19 protein-coding genes are annotated in these 24,191 nt (G+C 36.5%); all 19 read left to right on the top strand.

All coding sequences use genetic code 11. From position 1 onward, the window contains the following. The coding region (locus RTP52_RS08100) for an alpha-L-rhamnosidase C-terminal domain-containing protein (protein WP_312370399.1) at positions 1–463 on the top strand (463 nt) is incomplete at its 5' end. Positions 464–521: 58 nt separating this feature from the next. Beyond that, positions 522–1,724, top strand: a complete 1,203-nt coding sequence (locus RTP52_RS08095) for a trehalase family glycosidase (protein ID WP_312370397.1) — start codon at positions 522–524, stop codon at positions 1,722–1,724. Between the two features lie 181 nt (positions 1,725–1,905). Beyond that, complete coding sequence (locus RTP52_RS08090; RefSeq protein WP_312370394.1) at positions 1,906–4,884, top strand: glycosyl hydrolase; 2,979 nt, start codon at positions 1,906–1,908, stop codon at positions 4,882–4,884. 471 nt (positions 4,885–5,355) lie between these two features. Continuing rightward, positions 5,356–6,165 carry an FAD binding domain-containing protein gene (locus RTP52_RS08085; RefSeq protein WP_312370391.1) on the top strand — a complete coding sequence of 270 codons (810 nt, stop codon included), beginning with the start codon at positions 5,356–5,358 and terminating at the stop codon, positions 6,163–6,165. Next, the gene (locus RTP52_RS08080) at positions 6,155–6,625 is read left to right on the top strand and encodes a (2Fe-2S)-binding protein (protein ID WP_312370389.1); all 471 of its coding nucleotides are present in this window, start codon (positions 6,155–6,157) and stop codon (positions 6,623–6,625) included. Before RTP52_RS08085 ends, RTP52_RS08080 begins: the two co-directional genes overlap by 11 nt. Continuing rightward, positions 6,625–8,919, top strand: a complete 2,295-nt coding sequence (locus RTP52_RS08075) for a xanthine dehydrogenase family protein molybdopterin-binding subunit (protein WP_312370386.1) — start codon at positions 6,625–6,627, stop codon at positions 8,917–8,919. The genes RTP52_RS08080 and RTP52_RS08075 overlap by 1 nt, the downstream gene beginning before the upstream one ends. Next, entirely contained in the window at positions 8,909–9,505 is a 597-nt protein-coding gene (locus tag RTP52_RS08070; RefSeq protein WP_312370383.1) for a nucleotidyltransferase family protein, read from the top strand. The genes RTP52_RS08075 and RTP52_RS08070 overlap by 11 nt, the downstream gene beginning before the upstream one ends. Before the next feature lie 20 nt (positions 9,506–9,525). Beyond that, positions 9,526–11,550 (top strand): methyl-accepting chemotaxis protein, encoded by a 2,025-nt coding sequence (locus RTP52_RS08065; protein ID WP_312370382.1) that lies wholly within the window; start codon positions 9,526–9,528, stop codon positions 11,548–11,550. Between the two features lie 541 nt (positions 11,551–12,091). After that, a complete protein-coding gene (locus RTP52_RS08060; protein WP_312100603.1) occupies positions 12,092–13,153 on the top strand; it encodes a LacI family DNA-binding transcriptional regulator in 1,062 nt (353 codons plus the stop codon). 82 nt (positions 13,154–13,235) lie between these two features. Continuing rightward, positions 13,236–13,991, top strand: coding sequence for a glucosamine-6-phosphate deaminase (locus RTP52_RS08055; RefSeq protein WP_312370380.1), 756 nt, complete (start codon positions 13,236–13,238; stop codon positions 13,989–13,991). A gap of 108 nt (positions 13,992–14,099) precedes the next feature. Beyond that, the gene (locus tag RTP52_RS08050; RefSeq protein ID WP_312370378.1) at positions 14,100–14,876 is read left to right on the top strand and encodes a hypothetical protein; all 777 of its coding nucleotides are present in this window, start codon (positions 14,100–14,102) and stop codon (positions 14,874–14,876) included. Positions 14,877–14,891: 15 nt separating this feature from the next. After that, positions 14,892–16,412, top strand: a complete 1,521-nt coding sequence (locus tag RTP52_RS08045; RefSeq protein ID WP_312370376.1) for a sodium:solute symporter family protein — start codon at positions 14,892–14,894, stop codon at positions 16,410–16,412. Between the two features lie 223 nt (positions 16,413–16,635). Beyond that, positions 16,636–17,853, top strand: coding sequence for an AGE family epimerase/isomerase (locus RTP52_RS08040; protein ID WP_312370375.1), 1,218 nt, complete (start codon positions 16,636–16,638; stop codon positions 17,851–17,853). A 133-nt stretch (positions 17,854–17,986) separates the two neighbouring features. Continuing rightward, on the top strand, positions 17,987–19,228 hold the full coding sequence (locus RTP52_RS08035) for an alkaline ceramidase (protein ID WP_312370374.1): 1,242 nt from the start codon (positions 17,987–17,989) through the stop codon (positions 19,226–19,228). Between the two features lie 11 nt (positions 19,229–19,239). Next, positions 19,240–20,001, top strand: coding sequence for an SIS domain-containing protein (locus tag RTP52_RS08030; RefSeq protein WP_312370373.1), 762 nt, complete (start codon positions 19,240–19,242; stop codon positions 19,999–20,001). A 22-nt stretch (positions 20,002–20,023) separates the two neighbouring features. Next, complete coding sequence (gene nagA, locus RTP52_RS08025; protein WP_312370372.1) at positions 20,024–21,199, top strand: N-acetylglucosamine-6-phosphate deacetylase; 1,176 nt, start codon at positions 20,024–20,026, stop codon at positions 21,197–21,199. A gap of 333 nt (positions 21,200–21,532) precedes the next feature. Further along, on the top strand, positions 21,533–22,432 hold the full coding sequence (locus RTP52_RS08020; protein ID WP_312370371.1) for a helix-turn-helix transcriptional regulator: 900 nt from the start codon (positions 21,533–21,535) through the stop codon (positions 22,430–22,432). A gap of 128 nt (positions 22,433–22,560) precedes the next feature. Then, a complete protein-coding gene (locus RTP52_RS08015; protein ID WP_312370369.1) occupies positions 22,561–23,019 on the top strand; it encodes a GNAT family N-acetyltransferase in 459 nt (152 codons plus the stop codon). Positions 23,020–23,292: 273 nt separating this feature from the next. Next, the gene (locus tag RTP52_RS08010; RefSeq protein WP_312370367.1) at positions 23,293–23,976 is read left to right on the top strand and encodes a response regulator transcription factor; all 684 of its coding nucleotides are present in this window, start codon (positions 23,293–23,295) and stop codon (positions 23,974–23,976) included. Positions 23,977–24,191 lie beyond the last annotated feature (215 nt).

Genomic DNA, 24,191 nt, shown 5'->3' with positions numbered 1-24,191 from the left:
AACTGCTAGAGCTATGGCAGGCGATATTAATGGCTGCTTAAAATGCATTAAAGAATATTGGGGTGGTATGTTGCAACTAGGTGCTACGACATTCTGGGAAGATTTTGACATAGACTGGATGGAAAATGCTGCAAAAATTGATGAATTAGTATGGGAAAAAAGTGATAAAATTGATGTACATGGTACCTACGGGAAGCACTGCTATAAGGGGTATCGACACAGTCTTTGCCATGGTTGGGCAGCGGGAGTAACCCCATGGCTGACCGAAAATATTTTAGGAGTTAAGGTGATTGATGCAGGTTGTAAAACGATTAAAATAACACCACAGCTAGGGGATTTAGAGTGGGCAGAGGGGACGTTCCCAACGCCTTATGGTATTATAAGAGTAAAGCATCAAAAAATGAAAGATGGAACCATTCAGTCACAAATAGATGCACCAAAGGAAATAATAATTCGAAAATAAAGATTAAATTTACTATCGAGCAATTATGTGTAGTAAATGAAGGGGGGAGGGATAGTGAATGATTGAACAATATATTTGCGAACGTTGGGATCAAACAGTTCGAACGAACAAAGAGGAGAAAGATGGAAATATAGGATTGCCTTATCCCTATACAGTACCTTGCATATCGGATGCATTTCAATGCATGTTTTATTGGGATACTTTCTTTACTTGTAAGGGACTAGAGTTAACAAATCGATGGGAATTGGTGAAGTCTAATACAGATAATATTTTGTACATGGTAGAAAAGTTTGGGTATATGCCAAATGGAACAAATGTGGAACTTTTAGATCGTTCCCAAATGCCGTTTTTGTCGTTGATGGTGAAAGATGTATATGAACATTACCAAGATAAAGCGTGGTTAAAAAGTGCATACAAGACATTGGTAAAAGAACATCAATTCTGGGTGGAACAACGTTCTACGCCGATTGGATTAGCGCAATTTGGTGGTACATATAATGGAGCGATTGTTGACTCTAACTATGAGAGCTTTGTAATACGCGTAAATAAAGAAGAAAAAGATTGGTCTAAAGAAGGTATTAATCAACATTTTTTGGCTTGTGCAGAAAGTGGTTGGGATTTTAATCCCCGATGGGAATTTCAAGGATACAATTATGTGCAGGTGGAATTGAACAGTTTGCTTTTTCAGATGGAAGAAAATATAGCCTTTTTTAGTCAGGAACTTGGATTGGATGAAACACCGAGATGGACCTCGTTAGCTAAGAACAGACAAGAAAAAGCGAATACTTATTTATGGAATGAGGAACGTAAACGATATTATGATTATAACTTTGCTTCGGGGCAATCTGGTAAAGTGTATTCAGCAGCATCCTTGTTTCCGCTATTCTCAGGAATGGCAAGCAAGGAACAGGCTCAAGCTACAGTCGAGCAGCTACATCGAATCGAACTAGATTATGGAATTACTTGCTGTGAGAAGAATGATTCAGGATGTGTTTATCAATGGGATTATCCAAATGGTTGGCCTCCATTGCAATTGATTGCTATGGTAGGGTTACAAAATTACGGCTTTGATAAAGAAGCGTATCGTATTGCAAAGAAGTATGTTGATTTAGTGGAGCGTGTATTTGAAGCAACTGGGTGTCTGTGGGAAAAATATAATGTCCTTGAAGGTAATGTAGAGGTAATAAACGAATATGAGATGCCACCTATGATCGGGTGGAGTGCAGGTGTTTATTTGTTTGCAAAAAATATGTGCAAATAATTAACGACAACCCAGAGAGACATTGGTAGCAGGCAATCCAGGTAAACTATTTTCCTGGTCATGGAGATACCGAAAAAACCATAACTGGGGTAAAAATGATTTGTGCAGTTCGGGTTTTTTGTAATAGTTTAACATTAGAATAGATAATCAGGAGATAAATGTAAATGAAAGTAGGAAATATATGAATATCATAGATCGTTTCAATGAAAATTTACAGAAGTATAAGAGTATACCTTTCTGGTCATGGAATGATAAGTTGCAACCAGAGGAGCTAAGGGCTCAAATCAGAGAGATGAAAGATGTGGGAATGGGTGGATTTTTCATGCATGCCAGAGGTGGCCTAAAGACACCTTATATGGAGGATGAATGGTTTGACTGTGTGGAAGCTTGCATTGACGAAGCCAAAAAGCTTGACATGAATGCTTGGTGCTATGATGAGAATGGATGGCCAAGTGGATTTGCGGGTATGAAACTTCTAAAGGATAGGGAAAATCTAGAGCACTATATAACATATAAATCAAAAGATTGTTTTGATGAGAGTGCATTAGAGGTATATGTTGTAACGGATAATCAGTTGATAAGGGTGTTTGAGAGTAGTGAACAAGCGGATTGCTATCACTGTGTCTATGACCATGTAAATTCCTCTGTAGTCGATGTGCTAAACCCTAGTATTGTAAGAAAATTTATTGAGGAAACACATGAGAAATATTACGAAAAATTTAGTACAGAATTCGGAAATGTAATGATGGGATTTTTTACGGATGAACCTCAGTATTTTCGATGGGATACGGCATATACGCCAATGTTAGTTACTGCATTCAAGGAAGAGTATGGTGAGGATGTATTGGATGGATTGGGCTCTTTGTTTATTGAGCATGAAGGAGCATATGAATTTCGATTTAAGTATTGGAGATTAATGAATAAACTATTTATTAATTCCTTTATTAAGCAAATTTATGATTGGTGCGAAGAACATAATTGTAAAATTACTGGGCATGCCGTAGAAGAATCTGCATTATTTGCACAAATGTGGTGTTGCGCTGGTATAATGCCTTTTTACGAATATGAACATATTCCAGGGATGGATTGGCTTGGAAGAGAAATACAGAGTGAGCTTGCACCAAGACAAGTATCCTCGGTAGCACAACAGCTAGGGAAGAAGCAAGTTTTAACGGAGACATTTGCCTGTACTGGATGGGATGCTACGCCAAAGGAATTGAAGAGAATTGCAGAGTGGCAATATGTGAATGGTATAAATTTAATGTGTCAGCATCTTTTTCCATACTCTATTCGTGGTCAAAGAAAACGGGATTATCCATTACATTTTTCAAAACATAATCCATGGTATGATGAATTAAAGTACTTTAATGATTATTTTACAAGATTAGGTTATATGCTTACTGAAAGCACAGAAGTTGTTAAAGTAGGTATTATACATCCAATGCATTCTGCTTATTTAACATTTAACAGGCAAAAAGATAGGGAGTCCGTACAAGTGTTAGAGGATAGCTTTATAGAATTGATTGAATCTTTTGGAGCGTATAACATAGGACATCACTATATAGATGAATCATTATTAGAACGCCATGGTAGTGTTAGAGAGAATCAACTGATTATGGGTCAATGTGCATATGACTACATTGTAATTCCTAAGCTACAAAGCTTAGATCATACTACGGTAGCATTGTTAAAACAATATTTAGAGCAAGGTGGAAAGCTTTACTTAGTTGATGAGCAGCCAAGTTACATAGATGGAAAAAAGGCGAACTTAGATTTTCTGGTTTCGAATGTTACATGGGAAGAACTTATTAATACAGATATCGTATTAAGAGAAACGAATACAGCAGTTCGCTCTACCTATCGAAAATCCGATTTTGGAACCTTTCTTTTTGCAGTAAATTTGTCTGAGAAAGAAGCTTATACGGTGCACTATGAAGTGAAAGCAAAGGGTATGAAGCAGCTTAATCTAGAAACTGTTCGTTTTGAAGGTGTATACTTTGAAGCAGGGGATTGTGGTATTGTTGTACCGTTAACACTTGATCCAGGACAGTCAGTGTTACTGTATGTAGATGATTTAGCATCCCCAATGCCAAAAGAAAAAGGGAATACAATCTTACAACAGTTAGACACGAATTTCAACGTGGTATCCGAGGTAAGAAATCAGTTAACAATTGATTATGTAAGCTTATCTTATGACAACATAACCTATGATGAATCAATGCCAATTATGGCGGTTTCTTATCGTTTACTATCTGAGCGACAAAATAGAACAATCTATTTAAAGTATGAATTTGAGGTAAAAGAATTATCTAATTTGTTAATAATCGAGGCAGAAGATCAACATTATAAGAATGTATGGTTGAATGGACAAGAGATTGCGTTGTCACAAAAAGGTATTCTAGACAAGAGCTTTATTTGTTGTGATATTGTATCATTAGTCAAAGTTGGAAAGAATGAGGTTGTATTTGAAATAGAGTATTATCAAGATCCAATGGTATATCATTTACATTTGGATGAGGGGGATGATACGGAGTCCTTAATGAATTGCTTAAGTTATGATACAGATATTGAATGTATCTATTTGCATGGGAATTTTGGAGTAGAAGCTTTAGATGGGTATGAAATATGTATGAGGGAAAAGGGTGAAGTAGTGGATGTAAAAGAGGAGGCAAATAGTGAGGAATGTCATCTGTCGATATTAACTACAGGTAGATTTACTTTAGTAAAACAGAAAAAACATGTAGATATCAGTAGATTAGTACAAGAGGGATTCCTATTCTTTGCTGGAGAACTACTACTTGAAAAACACTTTGAGGTCAAAGAGCTAGAAACTTATTCTAAGCTTACCTTAGAGGGAAGGTTTGCATTTGCGGAAATAATTCTCAATGGAAAAAAGGTAAAAAATCTATTGTTTGATAAAGAAGCTAATCTTTCTGATTATCTAATACAAGGAGAGAATATATTACGAATACGTTTAAAGAACGGTAATCGGAATTTATTGGGGCCATTTCATTGTGCTAATGCATATGAACCATTAGGAGTTGGACCTGAAACATTCCATATGTACGGTACTTGGGATGGTAGTAAGAGTCCGATGTATCGCGATAGTTATTCTTTTGTTTTCTTTGGGGTTAATTATATTAAGATTACGATATATTGATGAACAGGCTTATCAGATTCTACTGATAGGCCTGTTCTCTCGCTTTATAGGAAGTTTCACACTTTCCTATAAAGTGCGAACAAGGTATCCACATTCTTGTGAAAACGCACTGCATCGATTCGGTAGACCTCTTTATAAAGCCTCGAAGCTGCCTTGCATCATTAGGTCCCACATCAGCCTAGAATGCTGACCGAAAAATTATCTTTCGCTTTGACAAAGCTATTTTACCATGCTAGAATATCAAAGGATTTGCAAATGCTTTTAATAAGAAATAATTCAGTTATAAAATGTAGATATTTCTATATTTAGTGAATTTTGCGAGTTCAGTAAAACAAGATAACATAAGGACGGTATAATCGATAATTTTATCAAAGACAGGGTTCTTTTTTATACGATTAGCTAAATGATTGAAAGCTTCGTAGTAGTTGTCATAAGGTTTTTGATATGAAATAGACATAAGGGAGGATACACGTGTTAACAATTAACCAGTATGTAAAAGCAGAAAGTTTACAACAAGCCTATGAATTAAACCAAAAGAAAAATAACGTGATTCTTGGCGGAATGCTTTGGCTGAAGATGCAGAAAAAAAGTGTGGGTACAGCCATTGATTTATCAGATTTAGGATTAGATACGATTGAAGAAACAGAGGATAGCTACTTAATTGGAGCTATGGTAACACTTCGTACCTTGGAGTTACATAAAGGTATCAATTCTATGACAAATAACGCAGCCTCTGAGAGTGTAAAACACATCGTAGGTATTCAATTTCGAAATCTTGCAACGATTGGCGGAAGTATATTCGGTCGTTATGGTTTTTCTGATGTGCTTACAATATTCATGGCTTTGGATGCTTCGGTTGAATTATATCAAAAGGGAATTGTTTCAATTGAGGAATTCTCAAAGATGCCTTATGATAATGATCTTTTAATACGTGTAATTATTAAAAAACAAAAGATGAAGGTGGCTTACCTTTCACAAAGAAATACAAAGACAGACTTTCCTCTATTGACTTGTGCGGTTAGCAATATTGAAGGAACGTATCGATGTGTGATAGGAGCCAGACCAAAGCGAGCAGTTTGTTTGTACGATACTAACGATCTACTAAAAGATGGTATTACACAGGAAAGTGCAGAAAAATTTGGCGAATTTATTAAAAGTCAGATTATTACTGGAAGCAACATGCGTGGTAGTGAGGAATATCGTAAAATACTTTCTGGCGTGCTATCAAAGCGCGCGTTGTTAAAGTTAAAGGATTATGAGGTGACGTCTTATGCAGATTAAGTTATGGATCAATGGAAAAATGGTGACGGAAGACGTTGCTGCCGATATGTTATTAATCGATTTTTTACGTGCTCATGGCTGCTACAGTGTAAAAAGAGGCTGTGAGACAGCAAATTGTGGATTATGTACTGTTTTTGTAGAGGACAAGCCAGTGCTTTCTTGTAGTATTCTAGTGGCTAGAGTAGATGGCAAGAAAATAACAACATTAGAAGGTTTACAAGAAGAAGCCGAAGATTTTGGAGCATTTATCGCAGATCAAGGTGCAGAACAATGCGGATTTTGTAATCCTGGTCTTATCATGAACGCAATTGCCATGTTTCGTGAAAATCCAGATCCTACTGACGAGGAGATTATACAGTATCTATCAGGAAATCTATGCAGATGCTCAGGATATGAGGGACAACTTCGTGGAATCAAGGCATACCTTAACTTTAAGAAAGAAAAAGGGGGTGTATGCTAATGGCTGATTTTAAAATCGTAAATAAACCAATTCGAAAATTAGATGCCATGGCATTGGTGACAGGAAAACCTGTTTATACAGATGATGTAACACCAAATGATTGCTTGGTAGTTAAGGTACTGCATAGCCCTTATGCACATGCAATGATAAATGAGATTGATATAGAGATTGCAAAAAAGGTACCAGGTATTGAAGCAATTTACACTTATAAGGATGTACCTGGGAGACGTTTTACGATGGCGGGACAGACCTATCCAGAACCAAGTCCATATGACCGATTAATTTTAGACCAAAGACTTCGTTTTGTAGGTGATGCAGTGGCGATTGTAGCCGGAGAGACAGAAAAAGCGGTTGATAAAGCACTTAAATTAATTAAAATAAAGTACGAGGTACTAGAGCCAGTTCTAGATTTTAGGGCTGCAAAAGATAATAAAGTGTTAGTTCATCCAGAAGAAAACTGGGAAGCACTTTGCCCGGTTGGTGCGGATAATAAAAGAAACCTATGTGCAACCGATTCAAACGTTCATGGCGATGTCGATAGCGTGATGGCAGAGTGTGATGTTATTGTAGAAAATACTTATCATACAAAAGCAAACCAACAAGCAATGATGGAGACATTTAGAACCTATACAACGCTTGATCCATACGGAAGATTGCATGTAATAGGCTCTACTCAGATTGTTTTCCACGTAAGACGTATTTTAGCAAATGCACTAGATATTCCAAAATCCAAAATACGTGTCACAAAGCCTAGAATCGGTGGTGGATTTGGCGCGAAACAAACTTGTGTAACGGAAATATTTCCTGCTTTTGTTACATGGAAAACTGGTAAGGCGGCAAAACTAATTTATACACGAGAAGAGAGTCAAATCGCTTCCACACCAAGACATGAGATGGAAATCAAAGTACGTGTTGGTGCTATGAAGGACGGTACTATTCGTGCAATGGATATCTATACATTATCAAACACAGGAGCTTATGGAGAACATGGACCAACTACAGTAGGACTTTCTGGACAAAAAACGATAACTCTATATAACAATAACCTAGAGGCCTACCGTTTTGGTTATGATGTAGTGTATACGAATGTTCAATCCGCTGGCGCTTACCGTGGATATGGTGCAACGCAAGGAATCTTTGCTGTGGAATCAGTAGTGAATGAGTTAGCATCGAAACTTAACATAGACCCTGTAAAAATCCGTGAGAAGAACATGGTAAAAGAAGGACAAATCATGCCATCATATCATGATGAGACAAACAGCTCATGCGCCTTAGAGCGTTGTATGACTAGAGCAAAAGAGATGTTTGATTGGGATAACAGACCTTTGGCAGTTGATTTAGGAAATGGGAAAATAAGAAGTATCGGTGTTGCTATGGCAATGCAAGGCTCTGGGATTTCAGGAGTCGATGTAGGTTCTGCTACAATTAAGTTAAATGATGAGGGATTTTATGCATTATCCATTGCAGCAGCAGATATGGGAACTGGCTGTGATACCATCTTAGCACAGATGGCAGCAGAGTGTTTGGAATGCGATATTGATGATATCGTTGTATATGGAGCGGATTCGGACAGTTCTCCTTATGATTCTGGTTCCTATGCATCCAGTACAACTTATGTGACAGGTAAAGCTGTGGAGAAAGCTTGTCTTCAACTAAAAGAAAAGATGTGTAAGTTAGCAGCCGAAATGTTATCTTGTCCAATTGAAGATTTAGTCTTTCAAGGTAAGAAGATTAGTAAAGTTGATGGTAGCGAAGAAATCACATTAATGGACATTGCAACAAAGTCCATGTGCGGTAATACGGAAGCTACACAAGTAACGGTATCACATTCTTCTACTGTTTCACCGCCTCCATTTATGGTTGGTATGGTTGAGATTGAGGTAGATAAAGAGACAGGAGCTACCACCCTTTTAGATTATGCAGCAGTAGTTGACTGCGGTACTGTAATCAATACGAATTTAGCTCGTGTTCAAACAGAAGGTGGTTTGGCACAAGGTATCGGTATGGCATTGTATGAAGATGTAACCTATAATTCTGTAGGTAGAATCTATGAAAATTCATTTATGCAATATAAGATTCCAACTCGTCTAGACCTATGTAAGATGCGAGTTGAGTTTGAAAGTAGCTACGAACAAACTGGTCCTTTTGGAGCAAAATCAATTGGTGAAATCGTAATTAATACTCCTTCCCCTGCGATTGCGCATGCAATCTATAATGCGACTGGAGTATGGCATCGTGAATTACCAATAACTCCTGAGAAGATTATGATGGGTGTTTTAAAAAATGAAAACTAGACTTATATTACTGGCGGCTGGAAACAGCCGTCGTTTTGGGAGTAATAAGCTTTTATATTCTATTAATGAGAAGCCAATGTTTTTGTATGGGTTAGAAGTTATGAAGGAATTGCTATTAAAGGATTTTGACAGAGAGCTTTATGTTGTTACTCGGTTTGAACCAGTCATGGAGGCAGTGGAAGAACTAAAGGCGGATCCATTCCTGCACAATCGAACCCATGTTATAAATTCACCAAATAGTACTCTTGGAATCTCATATTCCATTAAAGCTGGTTTACTTGAAGGAGAGATGCAACCAGATTACTATATGTTTATGGTTGCAGATCAACCTTTCATTAAGACAGAGACCGTGGAAAGACTAATTAAGGAAACTCTTAGTCAGGAAAAAATAGCTGGATGTGTGACCTGGGACGGGGTTTCTGGCAATCCAGTTATTTTTTCGAAACAACTAAAAAATGAATTGTTAGAGTTACAAGAAGATCAAGGTGGTAAAGTAGTACTAAAGAAGTACATGAATCAGATTTGTAAAATCTCAGCGTCATGCGAAGAAGAATTAATTGATAAGGATACGAAAGAAGAAATATAGTTAAAGCACAGGAGATTTATATGACCATTGGAAAAAAAGAAGTAAGAAAACCGAAGATAAAAAGAAGTATAAAAACAAAACTAATTTTAATAATTGCACCGCTTGTAGTCCTAGCGATTGGCACACTACTCATGATTACCTATACAACTTCAAGAAAAATCATAATGGATGATGCAAATCAACTGGTAAAGTCATTAACCAAATCAAATGCGAATGAGATAGAAACTTGGTCACAAGAAATAATTACCTCATTAAATCAGATTCAGAATACGCTGAATAATGTTGAATTAGATAACAACGCTTTGTTAAAGTATTTAAAAACAACTATGAATCAGAATGATAGCTTTGAGTATGGTGTATATGTTGGAACTGACAGACAAGAAATGATTACTCCATTCGATTTTACAATGCCATCTGATTATATAGTTGCTGATAAAGATTGGTTTAAAGAAGGGCTTCAAAATGAACATTTCCAATACGGAACAGCATATCTAGATGCTCATACTGGTGAATATGTAGTAAGTGCTTCTGCTAAACTTAAGTCAGCAAATGGAGTACAAAAAGTCGCTGTAGCAGATATTTCATTAAAAAATATGTCGAAAATTATTAGTACGAAAAAGATAAAGGAAACTGGCAAACTTTTTATTGTAGATGTAACTAGCAGTAAGATTCTTGCAATCAATGATGAAACTTTAATCAATACTGATTTTAATAGTAGTAATAATAATAAATTGATTGCAGACATGGCGAATGGGATAAATTTAGATATTGATGAAATCACTGAGTTAACATTAGATGGAAGTAAATATTCTGTCGATGTTCAATCAATTAAAAACACTCCTTGGAAGGTGATTGGATACATACCTCATTCCGAAATCCTACAAACATTAAACAATCTTCAAAGTACTTTACTTGTCCTATTCTTAAGCTCTATGATTGTGTTAGTAGTTTTAGTAGAACGAGTGATTCATTATATCATAAGACCAGTGAAAAAGTTAAATAGCTCGATTGAAAAAATTACAGCGGGCGATTTTTCTGTTGATGTGAGCATTAACGGAAATGATGAAATTGCTATGATGTGCAATAACATGCAAAGATTTATTGAAACAATGAGAGGTACAATTATAGAAGTTACCAGTATGTCTAACAGTTTAGGAAAGCAATCTGATAACAGTAATAAAATTGCTGAAGTATTATATGAATCAGCACAAACACAATCAAATGCAATGTTAGAATTAAATCAAACGGTAGATGAGTTAGCCAAGGCTGTAACTGATGTTGCAGAGAATACAACCTCTCTTTCTATGGTAGCTTCAGAAACAGGGCAAAAAGGTAAAGATGCAAGTGAAAAGATGAAGGATACCGTTATGATATCTGAAAAAGGTAAAGAAGATATGCTTCATATTGATTCTGCTATGAAGAGTGTTGACTTCAATGTATCTCAGCTAAAAGAAGCAGTGGAACAGGTAATTGAGTCAAGCGAAAAAATCAATGATATCGTAAAGCTGATTGCTGATATTTCAAGTCAAACGAATCTATTATCGCTAAATGCAGCGATAGAAGCAGCAAGAGCAGGGGAATCTGGACGTGGATTTTCTGTTGTTGCAGAAGAAATTAGAAAGCTTGCCAAAACAAGTGAGAGTTCTGTGAAAAGCATAGCGGAGTTAAATCAAAAGATACAAAAACTTGTAACCAATACCGTAGATAAGACACAGGAAAGTTCGGATAGTATTAAAAATAGTATTGACTTAATCCAGATGGCCAGTGATACATTTCATAAAATCTATGTAACAATCAGTGAGACTAGTTATATTGTCGAAGATATGATTGTGAATGTCAACCGTGTAGATGACGTGGCTACTTCGGTAGCAGCTATAACACAAGAACAATCTGCAGCAGCAGAAGAGATACTTGCAACCTCGGAAAATCTATCAAACCATGCTGTGCAAATAACAGAACATAGTTTTACGGTAGAACAGGACGCATCAGTGCTTGCGCAAACTGCGGAAAATCTAAATAATCAAATGAAATTTTTTAACATATAATCTATCACTTATGTGATATTTATTAATAACAAGGAAAATCGCGAAGAGTCCTTTTTCTTGTTTGAAATGTTGGGAGAATGAAAAAGCTTCTGCTGTAAGTTGTGAAACTTCAGTGGAAGCTTTTTTTGGTACATATACACAAAATATGATAAGTATTTTGTGCATAATCATGAAAATGAAAATTCTAATAGAAAATACGTGTCTTTTCGTTATGAAAATATCTGAAAAAATTACTTTTATTATAGAAAAATAGAGCTTATCAGCATGAGATAATCAATAATAATTTTCTACTAAAAGAAATTTAATCGCTGTAATAGCAAGGATTAGGAAAATTAAAATAGAAAAAAGTTAGAACAAATACTACTATTCATAGAAAATATTATAGAAAAATATACTTAAAATGCTATTTAATGATAGTAAAACAATGCAAAATGTATAAAATCAAGCGGGTTGACACTTTGAAAATATGCATGTTATACTAAATGCAACAGAAAACGTTTACTGTAATAAATGCAATTGTATGTTAGTACGGAGGTTAAATATGGCAAAAAACAGAAAAAAGATAACCATTTCTGATATTGCAAAACAAGCTGGAGTTTCCATTGCTACTGTTTCGCGTGTCTTAGGTGGATCGGACTACCCTGTGCGTGAAGAGATAAAGCAAAAGATTATAGATATAGCAAATCAGGTGGGATATAAGCCGAATGTTTTTAGCCAGATGTTAAGGAAAGGAAAAAGCTGTGAAATCGGAATTGTTGTTCCCTCTATCACAAATCCTTTCTATTCTCAGCTGCTATCAGCTGCAGAACAGGAGTGCTTAAGTCAGGGGTATGTTCCCTTTATATGTAACTCAATGAGTAATCAGCAGCTGGAATTAAACCACTTAAATATGCTGGAAGAAAGAAATGTAGCTGGTATTATATTATCCAGTGTGAACAGCGGTGATGTACTGATTGAACGTATAAAAGAGATGCAGATGCCATTAATCCTGTTTGATCAGAGTTTTAATGGTTATAAGGGAGATTGTATACAGTTCGATTTTTTCAAGGGGGCATACTTGGCTACGGAGTACTTAATACAATGTGGTCACAGAGACATTGTATTTGCTTCAGGTGAATTGGATCGAAGAAGCAGATGTTTGATGTATGAAGGATATAAACAGGCACTTAAGGATTTCAATTTAAGTGTCAGCAGGCGAAAGGTTATTTATTCTTTTGTCGAAGAACAGAATTTTGAAAAGAAAGATTACTATCTTGGGCAGGAGCTTGGAAAACTATTAATGCAAAGAGAGTATCTTCCGGATGCTGTAGTTACGGTAAATGATATGATTGCGATTGGATTAATCAATCATTTAAAAAAGGAGAATATTCAGATTCCGCATGATATATCTGTTATGGGATTTGACGATATTGCAATCAGCGAGATGGTAACTCCAGCATTATCCACCATACATCAGCCTGCAACAGAAACTGGAAGCTTAGCAGCCAAAGTACTGATTAACCGAATTAAAGATATAAGTCACGATACGGTACAGATCCTAATGCAGCCATCCTTAGTAGAGAGAGACTCTGTACGTAAGATTCATAAGAAGGTAAGGAGATAAGAGTGTACACTCGCCAAGTTTGTGCTGCGCCAAACTTGAGCCATTAGCTGCTCCTAAAAGATGTCGCAGCATGGAGGCAATAATGATTCAAAAGCAATATGATAAGGTTGTCATAAATATTTATGATACCAGGGAAGAAATGGGAGAGGTAGCTGCCGCAGAAGCTTCGGAATGTATAAAAAAACTACTTAAAGAGAAAAAAGTAATCAACTGTATGTTTGCCGCTGCCCCATCTCAGAATGAATTTTTAGCAGCTTTAGTAGAGGATAAAAGTATTCCGTGGCAACAAATCAATGCTTTCCATATGGATGAATATATGGGGTTAGAGAAAGAGGATTCCCGCACTTTTCGAGCTTTCTTAAAAGATGCAATATTTGATAGGGTTCCTTTCAATCAGATATTTTTAATCAATGGTGAAAAAGAGCCGGTAGAAGAATGCGAGAGATTAGAGACAGTCATGAAGGAGCATCCTTTGGATATTGTTTTCATGGGAATAGGAGAAAATGGCCATATTGCATTTAATGATCCACCGGTAGCAGATTTTAAAGATCCTAAAAACATAAAGATCGTTGAGCTTGAGGAAAGTTGCAGAAAACAACAGGTACATGATAAATGTTTTGAAACTCTGGAGGATGTTCCTAAGTATGCCTTTACAGTTACAATTCCAAAGCTTATAGAGGCGACTCATATCTTTTGTATTGTACCAGGAATTTTAAAAGCACAAGCTATTATGGACACTTTTATGGGACCAATCAGTGAAATTTGTCCAGCCAGCATATTAAGAACGCATAATAACACATACTTATATGCTGATAAGGATAGTGCATCAAAGTTATAAAGGATAGTATATCGTAGTTATGAAAGGTATTAATCGGATTATAAGAGAAAAAGTTTCGAAGTCAAGAAGGTTATAAGAAAAGTAAATAGCAATGTAAAGGAGGAACGGATGAAACTAAAAAGCTTGAACCTATATTACATCATTGGAATAATCCCTCTCACAGCACTTAATTTTATACTAGGAATGATACTTGCATCGGAGAGGATCTGGTTAGTCTGTCTTATCGGTATGATAGGGGCAATTGTGATTGGTGGATTAATTAAAAAGTTTATGGTTATGCCTTATTCGGTAACAAGCTATGGTAAATTAGATCCAATGTCTCTGGAACTTCCGGTTAATTGCAATGTTTTGCTATTTACTTCTGATATCATGGATAAATATGCTTTTCTAGGAAGAACGGTAGAAATTATATCACCGATACGTCAGACTGGAGAATTTATCGTAGTAGTCAATCCGAAGCTTTTAAGGGAGTATGGAAAGGAATTTACGAAATGTGCGATTGTAAGAGAATTGAAAAGATTCTCCTCGGCAAGTGGGTTAAAAATAATATTACGACTTGTAATGCCTATAGAAATATTGATAGCCCTAATACTATCTGTATTTGCATTTCATATTAATTTAAGTACATATTTTAACGGATTTTATATCAATTTTCTATTACCTTTTATCACTGTAGTTATATTTGGTTTCACTTTGTATAGATGGAATCGTTATGTTTCCAAGCAAGATATGAAGTTGGACCGTTTTTTATTAGAATACTTTTCATCAAACGACGTGGTTCATTATGTAAGTGTGATGAATGAATTGCAGTCGGTGGATGAAAATGAGAAAAGCAGGAAGTTTAATCAACATTATGCAGAAGAAAGATTAAAAAATATTTCATAACGAAGGGAGAAAATTATGGATACAATGGTTATGCATTGGCTTGATTGGCTTGTAGTAATATTGTTTTTCGTGATGATATTATGGATCGGAATTCGCTCCGGTAAGAATATTAATAGTTCAGAGGACTTCTTTATTGGCGGTGGAAAAATTCCTTGGTGGCTATCAGGTATCTCTCATCATGTTTCCGGATATTCCGGGGTTGTCTTTGTTGGTTATGCCGGTATCGCGTATACACAAGGTATGTCAATTTATTTTTGGTGGGCGGTCAATATTGCTATAGCAACCGTAATCGGTGCAGTTACAATCATTCCAAGGTGGCCAAGACTTCGTAGAGCTTTAGGAATTCAATCACCTACGGAATATTTAAAGATGAGATATAGCCAATCAGCTCAATTATTAATCGCAATTTCCGGTATTGTTACGAAACTGTTAGACGTAGCAGCAAAATGGACCTCAATGGGACTGTTACTTTATGGATTTACCGGAATTCCTATCTGGGTTGGTGTTGTTGTTTCTGGTATAGTATCTTTAATTTATATTGCAATAGGTGGTATTTTAGCAGATCTTTGGACCGACTTTGTACAATTCATCATACAGGTGGCGGCAGGTTTAGCGTTGTTTATCGGAGTTATTATCCACTTAGGAGATTACGGACTAAATTTCTTTAGCGTATTTAGTGAATTACCAACAGCGGGTACGGCTGTTTTTAATGCTGGAAGAGGTCAGGGATCCCTTAGCTGGACGCTTCTTTACTTCTTTGTTATTTTCTTTAGTTATAGTGGCGGTACCTGGAATCTTGCGGCAAGATTCATCTCTACGCCAAATGGAAAAGAAGCAAAGAAAGCTGCATTATTCTCCGCAGGATTATATTTGGTATGGCCATTCATCCTGTTCTTCCCAATGTTCTGCGGACCATTGATATTCCCAGGATTAACGCAGAAAGCAGCGGAGGCTACTCTTTATGCAACACTTACGAATACATTTTTACCAATTGGTATGGTAGGGCTTGTACTGGCTTCCATGTTTGCGAATACAATGACAATGTGTAACTCGGATGCCAATACGATAGCCGCTGTGTTAACAAGAGATATCCTACCGATTTTTAAACCAGAGATACTAAAAGCTTCTGAAAAGAAATCACTTTGGTATGCTAGAATTACAACTATTGTATTTACCGGATTCACTGTGATCCTTGCGTTATTTAGTGATTATTTTGGTGGTGTTACCGGATTAATCTTAACTTGGTTTGCAGCTTTACTTGGGCCAACAGCGATTCCATTATTGTTAGGTTTATTCCCAAGATTTAAATACTGCGATTCGAAATCAGCAATTGCATCGATGATAGCCGGACTTGGTGTCTTTGTAGCAACAAAGCTAGGTTTTTCCTTTGAAGCTGATATCGCGTTAATCGCACCACTAGCAACTTCCTTTGTTGTTTACTATGGCATTGGTCTATATAATCAATATGTTGCTAAAAAGCCAGTGAAACCAGAAATTGAGCAATTAATGGCTGCTCTTTCTGATAAGAATGAGTAAGTTTAATAAAGTCGCTTAGTAGGACAGTACATACTGATATTATAAGAACAATATAAGTAGTGTGAAGAGAATTTCTAAGGTGGCGAAGGACGCCACCTTAGAAATTCTAAAACTTCACACTAGTTTTAAGCATTGTTTTAAGAAAGAAAAGAAGCAATAGGTACTATATGAATTCGATAAGAGAAACTTTTTTTATATATTCGTAGGAGTGGTGATTCATAGAATGAGAGAGGAAATAATTAAGCTTTATTTATCAGAAATCACGGAAAATTTTTTTCCATACTGGTCAAAGTATGAAGATAATATGTATGGAGGAATTTTAAATTGTATTAATAATTATGGTGACGAAATGATCAGTGATCAAAAATTTACTTGGTCTCAGGGAAGATGGCTTTGGATACTTGGTCGAATCGATATGCTTATAAAAGATAAGGTAATCACGAATTTAGTTGCAGAGGACATTAGGCGTTGGATGGATAGTACATATGAATTTATCACGAAATACGCTATTTACGAAAGTAAGTGTTGTTATCTGCTGACAAGAGACGGGAAGATGCTTACTGATTCCAGTACAGGGCTTTATGATGCCAGCATCTATGCTGATTGTTTTGCATTGATTGGTATGTCACAATATCATAAAGTTACTGGTTATCTTGATATAAAAGTGGTGGAAAGCCTTTATCAAAGTATTGTTAGAAGAGTTGAGGAAAATCAATTTAAGACAGAGCCTTATCCAATTCCGGAAGGGTACCGTATTCATGGAATTCCAATGATTCTCGTGAATACAGTGTATGAATACTACAATATGAAAAAGGAATTGGGATACGCCTATGAAGAAGAAAGAGAGTACGCTTTAACGAAAGCGCTCTATATCTTAAATGAACTGTATGATGAAAGAGGACTTATAAGAGAACACAAATCCACTTTGGAGAACAGAGAGCATCGGCTATTAGATCGACACATAAATCCGGGTCATACTTTAGAGGATTTATGGTTTTTAATTGAAATCTTGCAAGATACGAATCATTTAAAGCAATATCTTCCTAGGATCTTACAGATTGCAAGAGTTACTTTTGATTTGGGCTGGGACAAAGAATATGGAGGATGTAAACCGAAAGGAGAGCTGATTCATGATGATCCATGTTCCTATGAAAAGCTTATCTTAGATACATGGGATATGAAACTTTGGTGGCCGCATTCTGAAATATTATATCTGTTCCTTTTATTATATGAACTAACCGGAGAGGAAGATATGAAAAAAAGGTATGAACTGAGTAAGGATTACGTATTTCAAGTATTTCCAAACCATGAAATCGGTGAGTGGATGCAGATTTGTGCAAGAGATGGTAAACCAATGAACAAAGTAGTGGCACTACCAGTAAAAGACCCATTCCATATCATGAGAAACTTTATTAAAATTGTTGAATTATACACCAAGTAGAGTCTGAAGTTCACACAGCTTACTAAAGAGGTATGATTTCAAGGGTGAGAAAGAATATTCAACTAATAAAGTGCACTGGTGATACATACATCTTGATTTGTATATATGCAAAAGCATATAGATAGGAGTTGTTATGAAACTTGGTACAGCAAAACGAATCATTACTCCAAAAAGACCAGTACGATTATGCGGTTATGCAACAAGAAATGATGTTTTTGATAATGTACTAGAAGATATCTATCTCCGTGTTCACTATCAGGAATATAGCAATGATACTCTTATCTTTCTTTATGGGGATTTATTATGGTGGAATAGTGAATTTGTAGAAATAGCAAGGAAGGAGGCTGCTGACGCAGCAGGACTCCCTATTCAATCTATATTTTTTATTGCTTCTCATAATCACTCTGGTCCGGGGACAGGGACCTCCTTTATTCCACAACTGGAAACTATCGAGGAAGACTATGTAGCGTGGTTAAAAGATCAGGTAATAGAAGCTGTTCTAGAAGCAAAAGATGATTGTGAAGAAGTATGTATGGCTAGGCATAATGGAATCAGTGATATGAATGTGTTCCGCCGTGTAAAGAATGAGCGGGGACAGATTGAGATGAAACCAAATTATCAGGTAGAGGCAGATAAGCATTTGACTGTGATCTCCTATCGAAGACTTGATCATACGATAAAAGGTTTTCTAATCCATTATCCCTGCCATGCGAATCTATCAAATGGGAATCAGGTACATCCAGATTATCCGGGAATAGCACTCCGTATGCTGGATGATTCCTACAAAGGATCTACATCTCTCTTTCTACAGGGGTGTACAGCAGATCTTAGACCAAACTGTGTTTTAGGAGATCGATTTGTGGCTTGTGAATATGATTATGTGAAACAGTTTGCTCAAGATTTTTATAAAAGCTGTATGCAAACAATAGAATCAAAAGGGATTCGAGTAGATGAGGAGATAGAGATAAAGAAAGAAGAATATCAATTACCGCTTACGAGTGAGTCGTTGCTTATTGAGATAAAAGAAAAAGCGAAAACGGAAGAAGCAGCTGGACAGTGGCTAGAAAAAGTTATGGAGAAAAATCTAAGGCCATATGAGGTAATTGAGATATCTAAATTAAGGTTTGGTTCTCAGTTAACAATCTTCACATTTAATGCAGAAGTTTCACAATATTATGCAGAGTTTGCAAGAACAATGGATAACTCGGCGATCTGTACTTGTTATACCAATGGTATGATTGGTTACCTTTGTACAGCAGAACAGATTAGGGAAGGCGGTTATGAGCCGGTTGGTTCTGCGTTGTATTTTGCATTAGCAGGAACGTATAAAGAAGAGATAGAGGAAACAATACATCAATTGATGGAAAGATTATAGAGGTGGTTATAATGGTAGAAGGTTCCGTTATGGACTTGTATTACAACGAGGTAATAGGAATTTTAGATGAAATTCGAAGCACAGAAAAGGAAAATATATTAAATGCAGCTCGTATGATTGCAGATCAGGTGAAAAAAGATAAACTGGTGTATGTATTTGGTCCGGGTGGTCATTCGAATCTAGCTGCTATGGAAATATTTTTCCGCGCAGGAGGTTTAATGCATGTAAGTGCTATTTTAAATCAGGAAACAATGTTAAGCAATGGTGCATTGAAATCAATGCAGGCAGAGAGACTTCCGGGATATGGGAGAATTGTTGTGGAGGATTACGGAATTGGAGAAGATGATTTACTTCTTGTATGCAATGCGTATGGAATTAATTCTGCAACCATTGATGCCGCGCTGACAGCAAAAGAACATGGTGCAAAGGTTATCGGTGTAAGTTCCCATAAGCATGCAATAGAATGCCCGAAAGATCATCCGGCGCGTCATCCTTCTAAGAAAAATCTTCATGAAATAGTGGATTGTTCTATTGATTGTAAAGTACGATTGGGTGATGCGACGATAGAGTTGGAAGGTTTTGAACAAAAGATTGGAGCATTAAGTACTTATGCCAATGCTTATGTACTAAATAGCATAGTGGTAGAAGCAATCAATATGCTGGTAAACGAAGGTGTAAATCCTCCGGTTTGGCGAAGTGGGAACTGCCCGAACGGTGATGAGTGGAACAATCAGTTTTTGGATCGATTCCGAGGGAAAGTCCGTTGTCTGTAGTAAAACAAGGAGGTGAAAGGCAGTGGCAAGTGTATTATTTCAGAATGGCCGAATTATTACACCAACAGGAGTCTATCATGGGGATGTAAGAGTTGAAAATAGGGTGATAAGTCATATTTTCTTTGACGAGCCATGTATGGAAGCTGCGGATACTATAATCGACTTACAAAATCAATTTCTTTCCCCAGGTTTTATCGATATTCATACTCATGGTGCGGGTGGAGCTGACTTTATGGATCAGACAGAAGAAAGTTTGTATCAAGCATGCTATACCCATATGAAGCATGGAACTACTTCGATTGTACCTACAACACTTACTAGTACTAGGGAGTCACTGAAGGAATTTTTAGAATTTTTCGAGACCATTGAGTTAGAAAAAAAAGGTATGCCAAATATTCTTGGACTTCATTTGGAAGGACCTTATTTTGCGGAATCTCAAAAGGGTGCTCAAGATCCTAAATACCTTAGAAATCCGGACCCTAAGGAGTACATGGATGCTCTTACATACTCAAATCGAATTTTAAGATGGTCTTTTGCAATTGAGTTACCAGGTTCTGAAGAATTTTTAAAAGAGCTTAGAAAATATCATATTGTTAGCTCCCTGGCTCATTCGGACGCAACCTGCAAAGAAGTTATGAGAGCTTATGAAAATGGGCTTACTGCACTGACTCATTTTTATTCCTGTATGACAGGAGTGCATCGGAAAAATGCATATAGGGTTGCCGGAGCAATTGAGGCAGGTTATCTAATTGATGACTTATTTGTTGAAGTAATTGCGGATGGTTGTCATCTCCCGGCGGAACTTCTTAAACTCATTGTAAAAATAAAAGGCGCTGATAGAATTTGTCTTGTTACCGATAGTATGAGAGCGGCAGGTATGCCGGATGGGGGGTATCTGTTAGGGTCTAAAAGTTCAGGTCAAAGATGTATTGTAGAAGACGGAGTTGCAAAACTACCAGATAGAACTGCATTTGCCGGAAGTGTGGCAACGTCAGACCGTTTGGTGAGAACTATGCATACTCTCACAGATACTCCACTTCATGAGGTAGTAAAAATGGCGAGTTTAACACCGGCAAAGTTATTAAAGATAGATGACAAAAAAGGTTCTATCTGTGTAGGAAAAGATGCGGACTTGATTGTCTTTAATAATGAGATTGAAATCAAGAAGGTTATGGTTCGTGGTGAAGTAGTATTTTAACCTCATCAGGGAAGTCCTCCGCTTCTTTAAGCGGGGGTAAGGACTTGCCTGCTTAAAATGCATGTAGTGGCAATGAGGTAGAGCTGGTGCGTAAGCGGATTGCGAATATCCGCTTTGACTGAAAAAATAATGAAAGAAATAGCAACTATATTACTTATATTCGTAGTCATATAGTTGCTATTTTATTTCCATATTTGATTTTCCAAGATGTATCATATCTATTCGTAGATGTGAAAGATATGGTGTTATGTTAGAATATTATATCTTCACAACTTATATCAAGAAAAGTGTAGCAGGGATTTGTTATCATTTACTAGAAAGGAGGGAAACACAATGTTTAAGTGGAATGAGTCAATACAAAAAATCATTGATTATTTGGAGGAGCATCTTTGTGAGAATCCTAGTCTATTGGAGATGTCAAATCAAATAGGTTATTCTCCCTATTACTGTTCCACCAGATTTCATGAAATTGTAGGAATGACAATAAAGAGCTATGTAGCAGGAAGAAGACTTGCGAAAGCGACGATAGAAATACGTGATACGGATCATCGTATTCTAGATATCGCAATAACATATGGTTATTCTTCGCAGGAAGCATTGACTAGAGCATTTGTTCATGCTTATGGGTGTACACCGGCTGCCTATCGAAAGAAACCCAGACCTCTTAAGCTGTCGATTCGGCAGGAAGTGCTTCCGCCTTATCAAGTAAAAAAAGGAGAGGATACAATGAATGAAACTTGTTTAACAAACCCTAATGTTAGAATGGAGTTCATCCCAGCACATAAGTACGTAGGAATATGGGATGAAAATGCAAATGGATACGGTGACTTTTGGAGGAATCATGATTGTGACGAAATAACAGGAATTGTTGAGAGTATGAGCCATGTTAGTGATCCTGTCGTTGCCGCACATACTGCGGGATGGTTTTTGAAAAATGGAAAACGAGGATATTTTTATGGCTTTGGCGTTCCTCTTGATTATGAAGGTGAAATACCGGAAGGATTTTCAATAAAGCAATTTCCTGAAAGTTATTACTATGTGTTCTATCATCCAACCTTTGATTATAGGAAAGATAACTCAGAAGTAATGAAAAGAGTTGAACAATTGGCTTGGAACTATGATTTGACCGATAAAGGATATGAATGGAATGAGTTAGTATGTCAGGATTATCAGCGACATAATCCAGAAATACTAGGTTATCAAGTATTGCGCCCTGTAAGAAAATTAATATAATATAAGAAATTATAATAATCTGTAGAATACCCTCATATATATGTAAAATAATGGTGGGTTAATTTTATTCACTAAAATTATAAACTAAACCTTGATAATAAATTAATCTGATGTAGGGGGGTATTAAGATGTTAAGTAACAGAAGGATGAACCATACTGAGTTTGATGAAATGATGAAGTTAACATTTGGATTAATTAAAAGTTATTCAGACATAAAAGGCTCAGAACAGGTAGACTGGGAAGGACAGGTACGCGAGTTATTACCAGATGGGTTAGAGAGTAAAGGAAATTACTTCTATTCCTTTTTTGACGAGGCGGATAATGTCGTTGGATATGCTTGGTGTGTTGATAAAGAGGAGGATTTACGACTAATCGCATACATTGGTGTTAAAAAGGAATATCAACGTAATGGTTATGGTCTAGAAATCATGAGAACAGTTTGTGACTATGCCAAACAGGATGGAATCAAAAAGATGGTATTGGGTGTTTCGAAAAATAACGTACCAGCTTACCAGTTATATCTGAAAGAAGGATTTTACGTAGAAGGGGAAGAAGATATCCGATACATAATGTTTAAGGAATTATAGTATTTTTAGCAAAAATGAATTTTTAACTCCAAACCCCTTTTATTAAACTTTATGACAAAACGCTATTCAAAAAGGCAGATAAGCCAATGGATGGCGTTTTTTTGTGCTCTTTTTGAAGAAAGAAGTTGTTTTGCATGGAAAATGTAAAACCACATATTCTCCTTGGTATTATACATCAGACCGTATATAATAGACTTATCTGATACCAAAAGACGCAGAAAAGCCTAAAGTTGCAAGATACATAAACAATCGACGAAAGGAGAGCGATTACTTGTGAAAAATATAATGATTGTTGAAGATGACGAAATGTTAAATGCAGGCATCTGTTATCATCTCGAAAACTCCGGCTATGAAGTAATCCCCGTATTCACATATACCGACGCTAAATTAAAGATTTATAACAATAATTTACAACTTTGCATTGTAGATATAAATTTGCCTGACGGGAACGGGATAGAACTATGCAAAGAAATAAGTAGTCGTACCAACATTCCAGCTATTATCTTAACCGCTAATGACCTTGAAGCGGATATTTTAGAAGGTTTTGACGCGGGAGCTGCTGATTATATCACAAAGCCGTTCAGCATACCTATTTTGTTACGGCGCGTCGGTGCGGTGCTGAAACGAAATGTGATAACACCCAATACAAAAATCTATTGCGGAAACCTATTAATAGATTTAGAAATGGGACAAGTACAAAAAAGCAGCGAAGTTTTAAGGTTGACCCAAAATGAATGGAAGCTAATTAAGCTTTTTATTACCAATCAAGGGCAGCTTTTGACCCGTAGTCAGATACTTCAAATACTTTGGGATAACGACGGTAATTTTGTCACTGAACACACGTTAACAACGCTTATCAGCCGCTTGCGCTCTAAGTTATCTGATAACGAATTTCAATATATAAAAACCTATTACGGCATTGGGTATAGATGGATTGGTGATAAAGATGATGAATAGAGCTACACAAAAAATTCTTGACACAATTATTTTTGTAGTTACGTTGGTGGGATTAATCGGCTTGATAATAGCGGTCTTTCTACTGTCGAAGGACTTAACTTTGCGTTTGATAGCTTGTTGCTGCGCAGGTTTAGTAACCGTATGCTTGTTTCTAATGCGCTTTATTGCTCGTACTCAATTTGTACGGTTCACGAATAGCGTTTGTACGCAGCTTG

The sequence above is a fragment of the Lachnoclostridium sp. genome, from assembly GCF_031997925.1.
Classification (GTDB): domain Bacteria; phylum Bacillota; class Clostridia; order Lachnospirales; family Lachnospiraceae; genus Lachnoclostridium.
Note: the sequence above shows the minus strand (reverse complement) of the source record. Positions and strands in the feature narration are given on the sequence as shown.